A 15,339-nucleotide genomic window follows, 5' to 3' on the forward strand; every position below is an offset into this window, starting at 1 on the left:
TGCAGGAATGCGGTCGAGTGTGGGAGGGGGCTTGCCTCCGATAGCGGTCTATCAGGCACTCTCGAGCTGTATGGCTTATCATTAGCCCACTCACGACGCTCACCAAGGTTCTCCCCGGCATGCTGGCAATCTTCCTCACCACGCTCACCATCACCGCGCCGGTGTTCGCCATGCTGTTTCTCGGTGTGCTGCTCAAGCGCATCAACTGGATCAACGACAACTTTATCCACACCGCTTCGTCCCTGGTGTTCAACGTCACCATGCCCGCGCTGCTGTTTCTCGGCATCCTGCATGCCGACCTGCATTCAGCGCTCAAGCCGGGTTTGCTGATCTACTTTGCCGTGGCCACGCTGGTGAGCTTTGCCATGGCGTGGGGCTGGGCGATTCTGCGCTGCAAGCGCGAAGACCGGGGCATCTATACCCAGGGCGCGTTTCGCGGCAACAACGGGGTGATCGGCCTGGCGCTGGCTGCCAGCATGTACGGCGACTACGGCATTTCCCTCGGTGCGATCCTCGCGGCGTTGGTGATCCTGTTCTACAACACCTTGTCGACCATCGTGCTGGCGGTGTACAGCCCAGTGATCAAATCCGACCCGTGGAGCATTTTCAAGAGTGTGGTCGCCAACCCGCTGATCATCAGCGTGATCGTCGCTGCGCCGTTTGCCTATTTCCAGATTGGCCTGCCGGGCTGGCTGGAAAAATCCATGCAGTACCTGGCGGACACCACCTTGCCGCTGGCGCTGATCTGCATTGGCGGCACCTTGTCCCTGGCGGCGCTGCGCAAGAGCGGCAAGATGGCCTTGAGCGCCAGCCTGATGAAGATGGTCTGGCTGCCGGTGATCGCCACCTTGGGCGCATGGCTGCTGGGGTTCCGTGGTCCGGAGCTGGGCATTCTGTTTCTGTACTTCGGCGCGCCCACGGCCGCGGCAAGCTTCGTGATGGCCAGGGCGGCCGAGGGCAATCATGAACTGGCGGCGGCGATTATCGTGATCACCACGTTGATGGCGGCGGTGACCACGAACATCGGCATCTTCGTGTTGCAGGCGGGTGGCTGGATCTAAGCTTCTTTCTGATAGGTGTCGATGACTTCCTGCGCCGCCCGAAACGCATCAATCGCTGCCGGCACTCCGGCATACACCGCGCAATGCAGCAACGCTTCGCGGATCTCCTCTACGGTGCAGCCGTTGTTCAATGCGCCGCGCACATGGCCCTTGAGTTCCTGCGGGCATTTGAGCGCGGTCAGGGCGGCGAGGGTGATCAGGCTGCGCGTCTTGAGCGGCAAACCCTCGCGATTCCACACGCTGCCCCATGCGTGTTCATTGACGAAGTCCTGCAGCGGCTGGGTGAACTCGGTGGCATTGCCCAAGGCGCGGTCAACGAAGACATCGCCCATCACCTGACGGCGCACTTCAACCCCTGGTTTTTTCTGATCGGTCATTGCGACTCCCTCTTGTGTTGGCGGTGCCAGGCGCGCAGCGACGTGAACAGCAGCACCACCACTAACGCTGGCAGGACGTAAAACAGCATCAGTTGTTCCAGCCTGGCGGCCAGGGGCATGCCAGTGGTAAACGCCATCACATGCAGGCCGTACGCCAGGTAGAGCCCCAGCAACACCAGGCCTTCGACGCGCGTGACGCGGTAGCCGGTATAGAACACGGGCAGGCACAGGACGATGGCGCCGAGCATGACCGGCAGGTCGAAGTCCAGGGCGTTGGGTGAGACCGACAGCGGCGATGGTGCTACCAGCGCGGTAAAGCCCAGCACGCCAAGCAGGTTGAACAGGTTGCTGCCGATCACATTGCCCACGGCAATTTCCCGCTCGCCGCGCAAGGCGGCAATCAGCGAGGTCGCCAGGCAGGGCAGCGAGGTGCCGACTCCGATCAGCGTCAGGCCGATGATGCGCTCCGACAAGCCCAGGTCGCTCGCCACCTCCACGGCCGCGCCCAGCAGCAAGTGCCCGGCCACCACCAGCACCAGCAACCCGCCAAGCATCAACAGCACGCTGCTCAGCCAGGGCGCCCGGGTGACGGTGGCGAGGGTGCGTGGACGACGGGAGTGGCGTGTCTGGTAGTGCAGCACGCCGAGGTAGGCCAGCAGTGCAACCAGCAGCACCAGCCCGTCGAACGGCGTCAGTGCCTCGTTGGCCGCCAGGACGAACACCAGCAGGCCGGCGACGATCATGACCGGGATGTCCAGGCGTACCAGTTGCCGTGACACCCGTAACGGAATGATCAACGCGGACAAGCCCAGGGTGACGAGGATATTGAAGATGCTGCTGCCGATCACGCTGCCCACGGCAATGTCGGTGTTGCCGGCCAGGGTGGCCTGCAGGCTGACGGCCATCTGCGGCGCGCTGCTGCCGAAGGCCACGATGCTCAGGCCGATGATCAGCGGTCGCACCTTGAGGCTGGCGGCCAGGCGCACCGCAGCCCGCACCAGCACTTCGGCGCCGACGATCAACAGCAGCAAGCCGCTGACCAGCTCCAGCAGGCTCCAGGGCGAGAGGGCGTTCAATCCAAAAATGCTCAAGGCGGCCTCTATCAGTTGTTCAGGGCTTGCACACGCACCCGCGCGGTGCCGCTGCCCAGCATACGCAATTGCTCGGCGGCCTTGCGCGAAAGGTCGATCAGCCGCCCACGGGTATGCGGGCCGCGATCATTGATGCGCACCACGACAGAGCGGTTGTTGTCCAGATTGGTCACCTTGACCTGGGTGCCGAAGGGCAGGCGCCGATGGGCGGCGGTCAGGGCGTTCTGGTTGAAGGCTTCACCGCTGGCGGTTCTTTTGCCATGGTGCCTGGCACCGTAATAGGAGGCGGTGCCGGTTTCGTCGTAGCCGTTGGGGTCGATGACGCCGCTGGCGCAACCGGTCAGCAGGGAAAACAGGGCCAGGAGGCCGAGTAGACGCTTCATTGATCAGGGTACCCATAACAAATGTGGGAGGGGGCTTGCCCCCGATAGCGGAGCGTCAGTCACTGCTGCTTTGACTGAATCACCGCTATCGGGAGCAAGCCCCCTCCCACAGGGCGGCCGGGTCGAGCATGAAATCCCGTCCGGCCCGTTCATCGTTGTCAGCCTTCGAGCTTGCTTTTGAGCAGTTCGTTGACTTGTTGCGGGTTGGCTTTACCTTTGGATGCTTTCATCGCCTGGCCGACGAAGAAGCCGAACATCTTGCCGCGCTTGGCTTCGTCAGCCGCGCGATATTGTTCGACCTGCTCGGCATTCGCCGCGAGCATTTCATCGAGCACCGCGGAAATGGCGCCGCTGTCGGTGACTTGCTTGAGGCCGCGCTTCTCGATGATCTCGTCGGCGCTGCCTTCACCTGCGGCCATCGCTTCGAACACCGTCTTGGCGATCTTGCCGGAGATGGTGTTGTCCTTGATGCGCAGCAGCATGCCGCCCAGTTGTTCGGCGCTCACCGGTGCTTCGTCGATTTCCAGGCCTTGCTTGTTCAACAGGCTGCCCAGCTCGACCATGACCCAGTTCGCCGCCAGCTTGGCGTCGCCGGCAATGCTCACGACCTTTTCGAAGTAGTTGGCTTGCTCGCGGCTGGACGCCAGTACGCTGGCATCGTAGATCGACAGGCCGAACTGCTCCTGGAACCGTTCGCGTTTTTGCTGCGGCAATTCCGGCAGGGTGGCGCGGATGTCGTTGAGGAACGAATCTTCCAGCACCACCGGCAGCAGGTCCGGGTCGGGGAAGTAACGGTAGTCGTTGGCTTCCTCCTTGCTGCGCATGGCGCGGGTTTCGTCTTTGTTCGGGTCGTACAGGCGCGTTTGCTGGATCACCTTGCCGCCGTCTTCGATCAGTTCGATCTGGCGACGCACTTCGCTGTTGATCGCCTTCTCGATAAAGCGGAACGAGTTGACGTTCTTGATCTCGCAGCGGGTGCCGAACTCGACCTGGCCCTTGGGACGGATCGACACGTTGCAGTCGCAACGCAGCGAGCCTTCGGCCATGTTGCCGTCGCAGATGCCCAGGTAGCGCACCAGCGCGTGAATGGTCTTGACGTAGGCCACGGCCTCCTTGGCGCTGCGCATGTCCGGCTCGGACACGATCTCCAGCAACGGCGTGCCGGCCCGGTTCAGGTCGATACCGGTGGCGCCGGGGAATTCTTCGTGCAGGCTTTTGCCGGCGTCTTCTTCAAGGTGCGCACGGGTTACGCCGACGCGCTTGATGGTGCCGTCTTCCAGGGGAATGTCCAGGTGGCCCTTGCCGACGATCGGCAGTTCCATCTGGCTGATCTGGTAGCCCTTGGGCAGGTCCGGGTAGAAGTAGTTCTTGCGCGCGAATACGTTGTGCTGGCCGATTTCGGCGTCGATCGCCAGGCCGAACATCACCGCCATGCGCACCGCTTCCTGGTTCAGCACCGGCAGCACGCCGGGCATGCCCAGGTCGACCAGGCTGGCCTGGGTGTTGGGCTCGGAGCCGAACGTGGTGGCGCTACCGGAGAAAATCTTCGATTGGGTGGCGAGCTGGGTATGAATCTCCAGCCCGATCACAACTTCCCATTGCATAGTGTTCTCCTCAGAAGCCGGTAGGGGTGCGAGTGTGCCAGTCGGTGTTCAACTGGTACTGGTGCGCCACATTGAGCAGGCGGCCTTCCTGGAAATACGGGGCGAGCAATTGCACGCCGACCGGCAGGCCATCGACGAAACCGGCGGGCATGGACAAGCCCGGCAAGCCCGCGAGGTTGGCGGTGATGGTGTAGAGGTCTTCCAGGTACTCGGCGATCGGGTCGCCGGTCTTGGCGCCGATTTTCCAGGCCGGGTTCGGCGTGGTCGGGCCGAGGATCACGTCGACTTCTTCGAAGGCCGCCATGAAGTCGTTCTTGATCAGGCGACGGATCTTCTGCGCCTTGAGGTAGTACGCGTCGTAGTAGCCGGCCGACAGGGCGTAGGCACCGACCATGATCCGGCGCTGTACTTCCGGGCCGAAGCCTTCGCCACGGGAGCGCTTGTACAGGTCGGTGAGATCTTTGGGGTTTTCGCAGCGATAGCCAAAGCGCACACCGTCGAAACGCGACAGGTTGGAGGACGCTTCGGCCGGGGCGATCACGTAGTAGGCAGGGATCGCGTGCTGGTTGTTCGGCAGGCTGATTTCCTTGATCACCGCGCCGAGCTTTTCCAGCTCCTTGATGCTGTTGTGCACCAAGTCGGCGATACGCGGGTCCAGACCTGCGCTGAAGTATTCCTTGGGTACGCCGATGCGCAGGCCCTTGAGCGACGTATTCAGGCTGGCGCTGTAGTCCGGCACCGGCTCATCGATGCTGGTGGAATCCTGTTTATCGAAGCCGGCCATACCTTGTAACAATATTGCGCAGTCTTCAGCCGTGCGCGCCAGCGGGCCGCCCTGATCAAGGCTCGAGGCGTAGGCAATCATGCCCCAGCGGGAAACACGACCGTAGGTCGGCTTCAAACCGGTGAGGTTGGTGAACGCGGCGGGTTGGCGAATCGAGCCGCCGGTGTCGGTGGCCGTGGCGGCCGGCAGGAAGCGCGCGGCAACGGCAGCGGCCGAACCACCGGACGAACCGCCGGGTACGTGTTCCAGGTTCCAGGGGTTTTTCACGGCGCCGTAGTAGCTCGACTCGTTGGCCGACCCCATGGCGAACTCGTCCATGTTGGTCTTGCCCAGGGTCACGGCCCCGGCGGCGGCCAGCTTGGAGACCACGGTGGCGTCGTAGGGCGCCTTGAAGTTGTCGAGCATCTTCGAGCCGCAGCTGGTGCGAATGCCCTGGGTGCAGAACAGGTCCTTGTGGGCAATCGGGGCGCCTAGCAGCGCGCCGTTCTCACCGTTGGCGCGACGTACGTCGGCGGCCTTGGCCTGGCTCAGGGCCAGCTCCTGGGTGAGGCTGATGAAGCTGTTGACCTTTGGGTCCAGCTCGGCGATACGCGCCAGCAGGGTCGTGGTCAGCTCTTCGGAAGAAAACGTTTTGTCGGCGAGACCGCGGGCGATCTCGGCCAGAGTCATGTGATGCATGAAAGGCTCTTTCCCTTTAGTCGATGACTTTCGGAACCAGGTACAGGCCGTTTTCGACCGCTGGCGCGATGGACTGGTAGGCCTCGCGGTTATTGCGCTCGGTCACGACGTCGGCGCGCAGGCGCTGACTGGCTTCCAGCGGGTGAGCCAGGGGCTCGATGCCGTCGGTGTCGACGGCCTGCATTTGGTCAACCAGCCCGAGAATGCTGTTCAGGGCTGCGGTGGTCTGTGGAAGATCGGCGTCATTGAGGCCAAGCGAGGCCAGATGCGCGATTTTTTCCACGTCGGAGCGTTCAAGCGCCATGGGATTCTCCAGTGGAAAACAGAACGGAGGGCGTCCGTGTGTTAGATTGTCGGAACACTACCGCATTTCTACGGTCATAAGGCCGCGATTGTGGGGGTTGGTGCACAGAAAGTCGGCCAATTTAGCACATTGGCGCCTTGCCCAAAATCCCTGTCGTTGTTAGAGTTTGCCGCACTTTTTTACCCACGCGTTGCCTAGGGTCCCTTTCCCATGTTCAAGAAACTGCGTGGCATGTTTTCCAGCGATCTTTCCATTGACCTGGGCACTGCCAACACCCTTATTTACGTGCGCGAGCGCGGTATCGTTCTGAATGAGCCATCGGTTGTGGCCATTCGGACCCATGGTAATCAGAAAAGTGTCGTTGCCGTTGGCACCGAGGCCAAGCGCATGCTGGGCCGTACACCAGGCAATATTGCTGCCATTCGTCCGATGAAAGACGGCGTGATCGCCGACTTCAGTGTCTGCGAGAAGATGCTGCAGTACTTCATCAACAAGGTTCACGAAAACAGTTTCCTGCAGCCCAGCCCTCGTGTGCTGATCTGCGTCCCGTGCAAATCCACCCAGGTGGAGCGTCGTGCTATCCGTGAATCGGCCCTTGGCGCCGGTGCCCGCGAAGTGTTCCTGATCGAAGAGCCGATGGCCGCCGCAATCGGCGCCGGCCTGCCGGTTGAAGAAGCCCGCGGTTCGATGGTGGTGGATATCGGTGGCGGTACCACCGAAATCGCCCTGATTTCCCTGAACGGTGTGGTGTATGCCGAATCCGTGCGTGTGGGCGGCGACCGTTTCGACGAAGCGATCATCACTTATGTGCGTCGTAACTACGGCAGCCTGATCGGCGAATCCACCGCCGAGCGCATCAAGCAGGAAATCGGTACCGCTTACCCGGGCGGCGAAGTTCGCGAAGTCGATGTTCGCGGTCGCAACCTGGCCGAAGGTGTGCCGCGTGCTTTCACCCTGAACTCCAATGAAGTGCTGGAAGCTCTGCAAGAGTCCCTGGCCACCATCGTTCAGGCTGTGAAGAGCGCCCTGGAGCAATCGCCGCCGGAGCTGGCTTCCGATATCGCCGAGCGTGGCCTGGTGCTGACCGGTGGTGGCGCCTTGCTGCGCGACCTCGACAAGCTGCTGGCCCAGGAAACCGGCCTGCCGGTGATTGTCGCCGAAGACCCGCTGACCTGCGTGGCTCGTGGCGGTGGTCGTGCATTGGAAATGATGGATAAACACACCATGGACCTGCTCTCCAGCGAATAAGATTGCCTGGACGGTTCATGCTGGGTCGGCAGGCAGCACTTTGCAGTGCTGCCTGTTGGCGTTTATCTTCTTCAATCTGCATCCAGGCCGGTTTGATGCCGTATGAATAAAGAGAACATTTGCCTGGGAGGAGCGGCCTATTAAACCGCTCTTCGCCAAAGGCCCCTCATTGGGCGTGCGCTTGTTGGTGCTGACCGTGCTTTCGGTCGCGCTGATGGTGGTCGATGCCCGCTTTTCGCTGCTCAAGCCGGTGCGTAGCCAGATGTCGCTGGTGCTGATGCAGACCTACTGGATCACCGACCTGCCGCAACGTCTCTACCAGGGCGTGGCCAGCCAATTCGGCAGCCGCACCGAACTGGTGGCCGAGAACGAAAAACTCAAGACCGAAAACCTGCTGTTGCAGGGCCGCATGCAAAAGCTCGCCGCCCTCACCGAGCAGAACGTTCGGCTGCGCGAATTGCTCAATTCTTCGGCATTGGTCAACGAAAAGGTCGAAGTGGCCGAGTTGATTGGCATGGACCCCAACCCCTTTACCCATCGCATCATCATCAACAAGGGTGAGCGCGACGGCGTGGTTCTCGGTCAGCCGGTACTCGATGCCCGCGGCCTGATGGGCCAGGTGGTTGAATTGATGCCCTACACCTCGCGCGTGTTGCTGCTGACCGACACCACCCACAGCATTCCTGTGCAGGTCAATCGCAATGGCTTGCGCGCGATCGCCAGCGGCACCGGTAACCCGGAACGCCTGGAGTTGCGGCACGTGGCCGACACCGCCGACATCAAGGAAGGCGACCTGCTGGTCAGCTCTGGCCTGGGTCAGCGTTTCCCGGCGGGTTATCCGGTGGCGACGGTCAAGGAGGTCATCCACGATTCCGGCCAGCCGTTTGCCATCGTGCGTGCCGTGCCGACTGCCGCACTCAACCGCAGCCGCTATCTGCTACTGGTGTTCAGCGACAACCGCACGCCGGAAGAGCGCGCCAATGACGCCGCGCAGGCCCAGGAAGCGGAAGACAAGCAGAATGGCACCACGCCTGTGATTCCGGCCACCGTGCCGAAGCCTGCGTTTGTTGGGCCGCCCGCGCCTGTGGCTGCACCGGCAACCGCGGCGCCTGTGGCCACACCGGCCAAGCCGGCTGCCCATAACACACGCCCGGCGAAACCGGCTGCCACCACCGCGCCTGCCGCGAGGCCCGCGGCAACCGCCCCGGCCACTACGCGGCAGAGGGAGGAATAATGGCCAGTACTCATTCGCGCAATGGCTGGATTGTCTGGCTGACCTTTGCCGTCGGCCTGCTGCTCAGCGTTTCGCCCTTGCCGCAATTCATGGAAATCCTGCGTCCGCTGTGGCTGGCCTTGCTGCTGGCGTTCTGGTCGCTGAACCTGCCGCACAAGGTGGGCATGGTCACCGCCATGTGCCTGGGTTTGGCCGAGGATGTGTTGTATGGCACCTTGCTGGGCCAGAACGCGCTGATCCTGACCCTGATTACCTTCCTGGTGCTGTCGTTGCAGCAGCGTTTGCGCATGTTCCCGATGTGGCAGCAGTGCCTGGTGATCCTGGTGATCTTCGGCCTGGCGCAGTTGGTTCAGCTCTGGCTCAGCGCCTTGACCGGCAATCGCCAACCTACCCTGGCGCTGGTGCTGCCGGCGCTGGTCAGCGCCTTGCTGTGGCCCTGGATCAGTTTCGGCCTGCGTGGGTTGCGTCGTCGCTATAAAATCAATTGATGGATTGCGAGGCTCTGCCTGGTTATCGAACCCTACAGGGAGAGTCTGCAATGAATGTGCTTTATCTGGCCTCGGGCTCACCGCGGCGACGCGAGTTGTTGACCCAGATCGGCGTGCCTTTCACCGTGGTCAGCGCCGCTATCGATGAAACGCCTCTTACTGACGAAACCCCCGTTGCCTATGTCGAGCGCCTGGCTCGAAGCAAGGCGGCGGCGGGCTTGGCTGCGCTCGAACAAACCGCTGGCGTCTGCGTATTGGGTGCCGACACCGCCGTTATCGTAGACGGCAAGATTCTTGGCAAACCAGTGGACCAGGCCGATGCCTTGGCCATGTTGACGGCCTTGGCGGGGCGCGAGCATGAAGTCTTCACGGCCATTGCCCTCACCGATGGCCAGCGCTGTGAATGCCGATGCGTAAGCAGTCGTGTCGCTTTTCGCGAAATCTCTGTCGAGGAAGCTACGACTTACTGGCACAGTGGTGAACCCGTGGACAAGGCGGGCGGCTACGCTATTCAAGGGCTTGGCGCGGTGTTCGTGGCCGGACTCAATGGCAGCTATTCCGCTGTGGTCGGCCTGCCGGTGTGCGAAACCGCACAACTGCTGGGCCAATTCGGCATACCTTGTTGGCAAAACCTTACCGCGCGCTGAACGCCTTTACTTTCGCGCCAAGCCCTAAGTGATCGGTCACTACTGTGAAAACGCCTGAACGAGACCCAGCCATGAGCGAAGAGATTCTGATCAATATCACGCCGATGGAATCGCGCGTGGCGGTGGTAGAGAACGGTGTTCTGCAAGAAGTGCACGTAGAGCGCACCCAGAAGCGCGGGATCGTCGGCAATATCTATAAAGGCAAGGTGGTGCGCGTATTGCCGGGCATGCAGGCGGCTTTTGTCGACATCGGCCTGGACCGCGCCGCGTTTATCCATGCTTCGGAAATTTCCCTGCGCGAAGGCCCGGCGGTGGAAAGCATCAGCGCGCTGGTGCATGAAGGGCAGAGCCTGGTGGTGCAAGTCACCAAGGACCCCATCGGTTCCAAGGGCGCGCGGCTGACCACCCAACTGTCGATTCCTTCGCGCTACCTGGTGTACATGCCGCGCACCGCCCATGTCGGCATTTCCCTCAAGATCGAGGATGAGGCCGAACGCGAGCGCCTGAAGAAAGTGGTCAGCGACTGTGTCGCCGCCGAGGGCATCAAGGAAGCCGGCGGGTTCATCCTGCGCACCGCCGCCGAGGGCGCGGGCGCCGATGAAATCCTGATGGATATTCGCTACCTGCGACGCCTGTGGGACCAGATCGCGGCGCAGATCCAGACCATTGGCGCGCCAAGCGTGATCTATGAAGACCTTGGCTTGGCGCTGCGTACCTTGCGCGACCTGGTCAGCCCGAAAATCGAGAAAATTCGCATCGACTCGCGGGAAACCTTCCAGCGCACAACGCAATTTGTCGCCGAGCTGATGCCGGAAATTGCCGACCGCCTTGAGCACTATCCCGGCGAGCGCCCGATATTCGACCTGTATGGCGTCGAAGACGAAATCCAGAAAGCCCTGGAGCGCAAGGTCCCGCTCAAATCGGGTGGCTACCTGGTGGTGGACCCGGCGGAAGCCATGACCACCATCGACGTCAACACGGGCGCGTTCGTGGGGCACCGCAACCTCGAAGAGACCATCTTCAAGACCAACCTCGAAGCGGCCACTGCGATTGCGCGCCAGCTGCGCCTGCGCAACCTGGGTGGCATCATCATCATCGACTTCATCGACATGGAAGACGGCGAGCATCAACGCCAGGTGCTGCGCACCCTCGAAAAACAGCTGGAGCGCGACCACGCCAAGACCAACATCATCGGCATCACCGAGCTGGGCCTGGTGCAGATGACCCGCAAGCGCACCCGAGAAAGCCTTGAGCAGGTGCTGTGCGAACCCTGCAGCAGTTGCCAGGGGCGCGGTAAGTTGAAAACCCCGGAAACGGTTTGCTACGAGATTTTCCGTGAAATCCTACGAGAGGCACGCGCTTACCAGGCCGAAGGTTATAGAGTGCTGGCCAACCAGAAAGTGGTCGACCGCCTGCTGGACGAAGAGTCCGGCAACGTCGCCGAGCTGGAGGGGTTTATTGGTCGCACTATTCGTTTTCAGGTCGAAACCATGTATTCCCAGGAACAATACGACGTGGTGCTGCTCTGATCCCCATTCGTTTTTCCTTTCCGCGATCGACAGGCACTGACCTGTCATCGACTACCGCTTTGAGGGTCGCCTGACATGGAGCGTCTGATACGCTTTTTTGCCGCTTTGACCCGTTGGGGGCTGGGCCTGTGTGCGTTGCTGCTGGTATTGGCGGCGGTGTACGTGAGCCTGGGGCGCGAATTGACCCCGCTGGTGGCCGAATACCGCGCTGAAGTCCAGGACAAGGCCCAGGCTGCGGTGCAGATGCCCGTGCACATCGGTAGCCTCGAAGGCCGCTGGAGCGGGTTTGCCCCTGTGTTGCTGGCCCATGACGTAATGATCGGCGAGGGCAACAGTGCCTTGCGCCTGGATCAGGTCGAAGTCGTGCCCGACCTGTGGGCCAGCCTCACCGCCCGTGAAGTGCGCATCGCCCATCTGCAGGTCAGCGGCGTGCAGTTGAGCGTCAAGGAAGACAAGGACGGCCATTGGGCGCTGCAAGGCTTGCCAATACAGGACGACCAGCCCCTGGACCCGCAACAGCTGCTCACGCGTATGCAGATGGTCAAGCGCGTGTCGGTGCTGGACAGTCAGGTGACCCTGCAACCGTATGACCGGGCGCCGGTGACCGTGACTTATGTCGGCCTGAGCCTGCACACCGGCATGAGCCAACAACGCCTGGACGCGCGTCTGACCTTGCCCGACGGCCAACCACTCGCCTTGAGCCTGCGCAGCCGCATCCGTGCCAGTCAATGGAAGGATGCCGAAGTCGACGCCTACCTGAGCCTTCCACAAAGCGACTGGGCCAAGTGGATTCCGTCCAGGCTGACTCAGCAATGGAAGCTCACCCAGCTCAAGGCCGGCGGCGAGTTCTGGCTCAACTGGGCCAACGGCACCGTGCAAAGCGCGGTGGTGCGCCTCAACTCGCCGCAGGTAAAAGGCAGCTACGCCGAGCGCAAGCCGGTGCAGATCGAAAACCTGGCCCTGACGGCCTATGTGCAACGTAGCGACGGCGGCCTCAAGGTGCTGTTCGATTCGCTGGCGATGAACATCGGGGAAACCCGCTGGGAATCGCGCCTGCAACTGCAGCAGAGCCTGGCGACCGATAAAGATCTGGAAGTGTGGAAACTGCAGGCCGACCGGCTCGACCTGACGCCCATCACGCCATTGCTCAATGCCCTGGCACCGCTGCCGGAAGGCTTCGCCAAGGCCGTTGAGCAGTTGAAAGCCACTGGCCGGTTGCGCAATGTGCTGGTCGACTTCCGTCCGCAGGACACCACCGATCAAAAGGTCAGTTTTGCCGCCAACCTTGAGCGCGTCGGTTTTGATGCGTACTTCGGCGCGCCGGCTGCGGGCAATGTGTCCGGCAGCATCAGTGGCGACCTGGGCCATGGCGAGTTGCGCATGGACAGCAAAGACTTTTCCCTGCACCTGTTCCCTATCTTCGCCAAGCCATGGCAGTACATTCAGGCCAATGCGCGCCTGACCTGGACGCTGGACAAGCAGGGCTTCACCCTGGTCGCGCCGTATATCAAGGTGCTGGGCGAAGAAGGCAACGTCGCGGCGGACTTCCTGATTCGCCTGCATTTCGACCATAGCCAGGAGGACTACATGGACCTGCGCGTCGGCATGGTCAATGGCGATGGTCGTTTTACCCCCAAGTACTTGCCGGCGGTGTTGAGCCCGGCACTGGATGAGTGGTTGCGCACGGCGATCCTCAAGGGCGCTGTAGATGAAGGTTTTTTCCAGTACCAAGGCTCCTTGAGCCACAACGCGCTGCCGGCCTCGCGCAATATCAGCCTGTTCTTCAAGGTGCATGATGCCGAGCTGGCGTTCCAGCCGGGCTGGCCCCATGTGAACAAGGTCAACGGTGAGGTGTTCGTCGAGGAGAGCGGTGTGCGCATCCTGGCCAGCAAGGGCCAATTGCTCAATACCCAGGTCAAGGACGTCTACGTCAACATCCCCCACGCGCCAGCCGGCAAGGACAGCCACCTGCTGCTCACCGGCGGGTTTTCCGGTGGGTTGGGCGATGGTTTGAAAATCCTCCAGGAAGCCCCTATTGGCACTGCATCCACCTTCGCCGGCTGGAAGGGCGAGGGCGACCTGCAGGGCAGCCTGGATCTGGACGTGCCGCTGGCCAAGGGCACCGAGCCCAAGATCGTGGTCGACTTCAAGACCGACAAGGCGCGCCTGCAACTGGCGGAGCCTACGCTGGACCTGACCCAGCTCAAGGGAGACTTCCGTTTCGACAGCGCCAAGGGCTTGAGCGGCCAGAACATATCGGCCCAGGCGTTCGATCGCCCGATCAGCGCGCAGATCTTTGCCGAGGGCAAGCCCGGCGCCATCAGCACCCGTGTGACCGCCAAGGGGCAAGTGACGGTCAAGCGGCTCACGGACTGGTTGAAAGTCAGCCAGCCGCTGCCGGTGTCCGGCGATATTCCGTACCAGCTGCAGGTGATTCTGGACGGTGCGGACAGTCAACTGATGGTCAACTCCAATCTCAAGGGCGTCGCGGTGGATCTGCCGGCGCCGTTTGGCATGCCGGCAAGTCAGGGCCGTGACAGCACGTTCCGCATGACCTTGCAGGGCGCGGAGCGCCGTTACTGGTTTGATTACGGCGAGCTGGCGAATTTCACGTTTGCGGCACCGGCGGATAACTTCAATGAAGGGCGCGGCGAACTGTTCCTCGGCGATGGCGATGCAGTGCTGCCCGGCGCGAAGGGCCTACGGGTTCGCGGGGTACTCTCCGAGCTGGATATCGATCCGTGGAAACAACTCGCGAACCGCTACGCGGGTAATGATCCCGGTGGTAGCGCCAAGCAATTGCTCAGCGGTGCCGATTTCAAGGTAGGCAAGCTGACCGGTTTTGGTACGCAGTTCGACCAGGTCAAACTGCAGCTGGACCGCAAGCCCGTGGCCTGGGGCCTGCAGTTCGACAGCCAGCAAGCCAAGGGCACGGTGAATCTGCCGGACGCCAAGGGCGCGCCTATCGCCATCAACCTGCAGTACGTCAAGTTGCCCGCGGTCGATCCGACCGTACAGGCGGACGAGAATGCCCCGGACCCGCTGGCCGATATCGACCCCAAGGATATTCCGGCAATGGATATCGCCATCAATCAACTGTTCCAGGGGCCGGATTTGGTGGGCGCGTGGTCGCTGAAAATCCGCCCGACCGCCAAGGGCCTGGCCTTCAATAACCTGGACCTGGGCCTCAAAGGCATGCAGCTCAACGGTGCCGGTGGCTGGGAAGGGGTGCCGGGGGCCAGCAGCAGTTGGTACAAAGGCCGGCTGGACGGCAAGAACATTGCCGACGTGCTCAAGGGCTGGGGCTTTGCACCCACCGTGACCAGTGAGGATTTCCATCTGGACGTGGACGGTCGTTGGCCGGGTTCGCCTGCCTGGGTCGGACCCAAGCGGTTCTCCGGTAGCCTGGATGCAGCGTTCCGTAAAGGCCAGTTCGTGGAAGTGGAAGGTGGCGCTCAGGCGCTGCGGGTGTTTGGCCTGCTTAACTTCAACTCCATCGGCCGTCGTTTGCGCCTGGACTTCTCCGACCTGCTCGGCAAGGGCCTGAGCTACGACCGGGTCAAGGGCCTGCTCGCCGCCAGTAACGGCGTGTTCGTGACCCGTGAACCCATCACCATGACCGGGCCGTCCACCAACCTTGAACTCAATGGCACCCTGGACCTCGTGGCCGATCGCGTTGATGCCAAGTTGCTGGTGACGCTGCCGGTCACCAACAACCTGCCCATCGCGGCGTTGATCGTCGGCGCACCGGCCATTGGCGGCGCGTTGTTCCTGATCGACAAGCTGATCGGCGACCGGGTATCGCGCTTCGCCAGCGTGCAGTACACCGTGCAAGGCCCTTGGAAGGACCCGAAAATCACCTTCGACAAGCCATTTGAAAAGCCAAACTGAGAGGCTGTGGAGTAGCATGG

13 protein-coding genes are annotated in these 15,339 nt (G+C 61.9%); 7 read left to right on the plus strand and 6 right to left on the minus strand.

Translation table 11 applies throughout. The features are described 5' to 3' along the window. Positions 1-119 precede the first annotated feature (119 nt). Positions 120-1,061 carry an AEC family transporter gene (locus tag SC318_RS04580; RefSeq protein WP_124385143.1) on the plus strand — a complete coding sequence of 314 codons (942 nt, stop codon included), beginning with the start codon at positions 120-122 and terminating at the stop codon, positions 1,059-1,061. On the opposite strand, the gene SC318_RS04585 is transcribed toward SC318_RS04580, so the two are convergent. The 6 genes from SC318_RS04585 to gatC form a co-directional block, all read right to left on the minus strand. Then, entirely contained in the window at positions 1,058-1,438 is a 381-nt protein-coding gene (locus SC318_RS04585) for a carboxymuconolactone decarboxylase family protein (protein ID WP_320429836.1), read from the minus strand. The two genes, SC318_RS04580 and SC318_RS04585, sit on opposite strands and share 4 nt — an antisense overlap. Beyond that, a complete protein-coding gene (locus SC318_RS04590) occupies positions 1,435-2,481 on the minus strand; it encodes a calcium/sodium antiporter (protein ID WP_320431190.1) in 1,047 nt (348 codons plus the stop codon). The genes SC318_RS04585 and SC318_RS04590 overlap by 4 nt, the downstream gene beginning before the upstream one ends. Positions 2,482-2,540: 59 nt before the next feature. After that, the gene (locus SC318_RS04595) at positions 2,541-2,912 is read right to left on the minus strand and encodes a septal ring lytic transglycosylase RlpA family protein (protein WP_124385145.1); all 372 of its coding nucleotides are present in this window, start codon (positions 2,910-2,912) and stop codon (positions 2,541-2,543) included. A gap of 158 nt (positions 2,913-3,070) precedes the next feature. Continuing rightward, entirely contained in the window at positions 3,071-4,516 is a 1,446-nt protein-coding gene (gene gatB, locus SC318_RS04600; RefSeq protein WP_320429837.1) for an Asp-tRNA(Asn)/Glu-tRNA(Gln) amidotransferase subunit GatB, read from the minus strand. A gap of 10 nt (positions 4,517-4,526) precedes the next feature. Then, the gene (gene gatA, locus SC318_RS04605; RefSeq protein WP_320429838.1) at positions 4,527-5,978 is read right to left on the minus strand and encodes an Asp-tRNA(Asn)/Glu-tRNA(Gln) amidotransferase subunit GatA; all 1,452 of its coding nucleotides are present in this window, start codon (positions 5,976-5,978) and stop codon (positions 4,527-4,529) included. Between the two features lie 16 nt (positions 5,979-5,994). Then, positions 5,995-6,282, minus strand: coding sequence for an Asp-tRNA(Asn)/Glu-tRNA(Gln) amidotransferase subunit GatC (gatC, locus tag SC318_RS04610; protein ID WP_005784804.1), 288 nt, complete (start codon positions 6,280-6,282; stop codon positions 5,995-5,997). A gap of 210 nt (positions 6,283-6,492) precedes the next feature. Here gatC and mreB point away from each other — a divergent pair, with 210 nt between their 5' ends. From mreB to SC318_RS04640, 6 genes are all read left to right on the plus strand, one after another. Next, the gene (gene mreB, locus SC318_RS04615; RefSeq protein WP_002555108.1) at positions 6,493-7,530 is read left to right on the plus strand and encodes a rod shape-determining protein MreB; all 1,038 of its coding nucleotides are present in this window, start codon (positions 6,493-6,495) and stop codon (positions 7,528-7,530) included. 139 nt (positions 7,531-7,669) lie between these two features. Continuing rightward, complete coding sequence (gene mreC, locus SC318_RS04620) at positions 7,670-8,764, plus strand: rod shape-determining protein MreC (protein WP_320431191.1); 1,095 nt, start codon at positions 7,670-7,672, stop codon at positions 8,762-8,764. Beyond that, positions 8,764-9,252 (plus strand): rod shape-determining protein MreD, encoded by a 489-nt coding sequence (gene mreD / locus SC318_RS04625; protein ID WP_320429840.1) that lies wholly within the window; start codon positions 8,764-8,766, stop codon positions 9,250-9,252. Before mreC ends, mreD begins: the two co-directional genes overlap by 1 nt. A 50-nt stretch (positions 9,253-9,302) precedes the next feature. Next, positions 9,303-9,899: a Maf family protein gene (locus SC318_RS04630; RefSeq protein ID WP_320429841.1), complete on the plus strand. Its 597-nt coding sequence runs from the start codon at positions 9,303-9,305 to the stop codon at positions 9,897-9,899. A 71-nt stretch (positions 9,900-9,970) separates the two neighbouring features. Beyond that, entirely contained in the window at positions 9,971-11,428 is a 1,458-nt protein-coding gene (rng, locus tag SC318_RS04635; protein WP_065885774.1) for a ribonuclease G, read from the plus strand. 75 nt (positions 11,429-11,503) lie between these two features. Continuing rightward, the gene (locus SC318_RS04640; RefSeq protein ID WP_320429842.1) at positions 11,504-15,319 is read left to right on the plus strand and encodes a YhdP family protein; all 3,816 of its coding nucleotides are present in this window, start codon (positions 11,504-11,506) and stop codon (positions 15,317-15,319) included. The last annotated feature ends 20 nt before the right edge of the window (positions 15,320-15,339 follow it).

Origin of the sequence: Pseudomonas sp. MUP55, from assembly GCF_034043515.1 — a bacterium.
Taxonomy (GTDB): Bacteria; Pseudomonadota; Gammaproteobacteria; order Pseudomonadales; family Pseudomonadaceae; genus Aquipseudomonas.

Coding starts and splice junctions, on each gene's coding strand:
- SC318_RS04580 (WP_124385143.1), top strand. CDS start 120: ATGCTGGCAATCTTCCTCACCACGCTCACCATCACCGCGCCGGTGTTC.
- SC318_RS04585 (WP_320429836.1), bottom strand. CDS start 1,438: ATGACCGATCAGAAAAAACCAGGGGTTGAAGTGCGCCGTCAGGTGATG.
- SC318_RS04595 (WP_124385145.1), bottom strand. CDS start 2,912: ATGAAGCGTCTACTCGGCCTCCTGGCCCTGTTTTCCCTGCTGACCGGT.
- gatB (WP_320429837.1), bottom strand. CDS start 4,516: ATGCAATGGGAAGTTGTGATCGGGCTGGAGATTCATACCCAGCTCGCC.
- gatA (WP_320429838.1), bottom strand. CDS start 5,978: ATGCATCACATGACTCTGGCCGAGATCGCCCGCGGTCTCGCCGACAAA.
- gatC (WP_005784804.1), bottom strand. CDS start 6,282: ATGGCGCTTGAACGCTCCGACGTGGAAAAAATCGCGCATCTGGCCTCG.
- mreB (WP_002555108.1), top strand. CDS start 6,493: ATGTTCAAGAAACTGCGTGGCATGTTTTCCAGCGATCTTTCCATTGAC.
- mreD (WP_320429840.1), top strand. CDS start 8,764: ATGGCCAGTACTCATTCGCGCAATGGCTGGATTGTCTGGCTGACCTTT.
- SC318_RS04630 (WP_320429841.1), top strand. CDS start 9,303: ATGAATGTGCTTTATCTGGCCTCGGGCTCACCGCGGCGACGCGAGTTG.
- rng (WP_065885774.1), top strand. CDS start 9,971: ATGAGCGAAGAGATTCTGATCAATATCACGCCGATGGAATCGCGCGTG.
- SC318_RS04640 (WP_320429842.1), top strand. CDS start 11,504: ATGGAGCGTCTGATACGCTTTTTTGCCGCTTTGACCCGTTGGGGGCTG.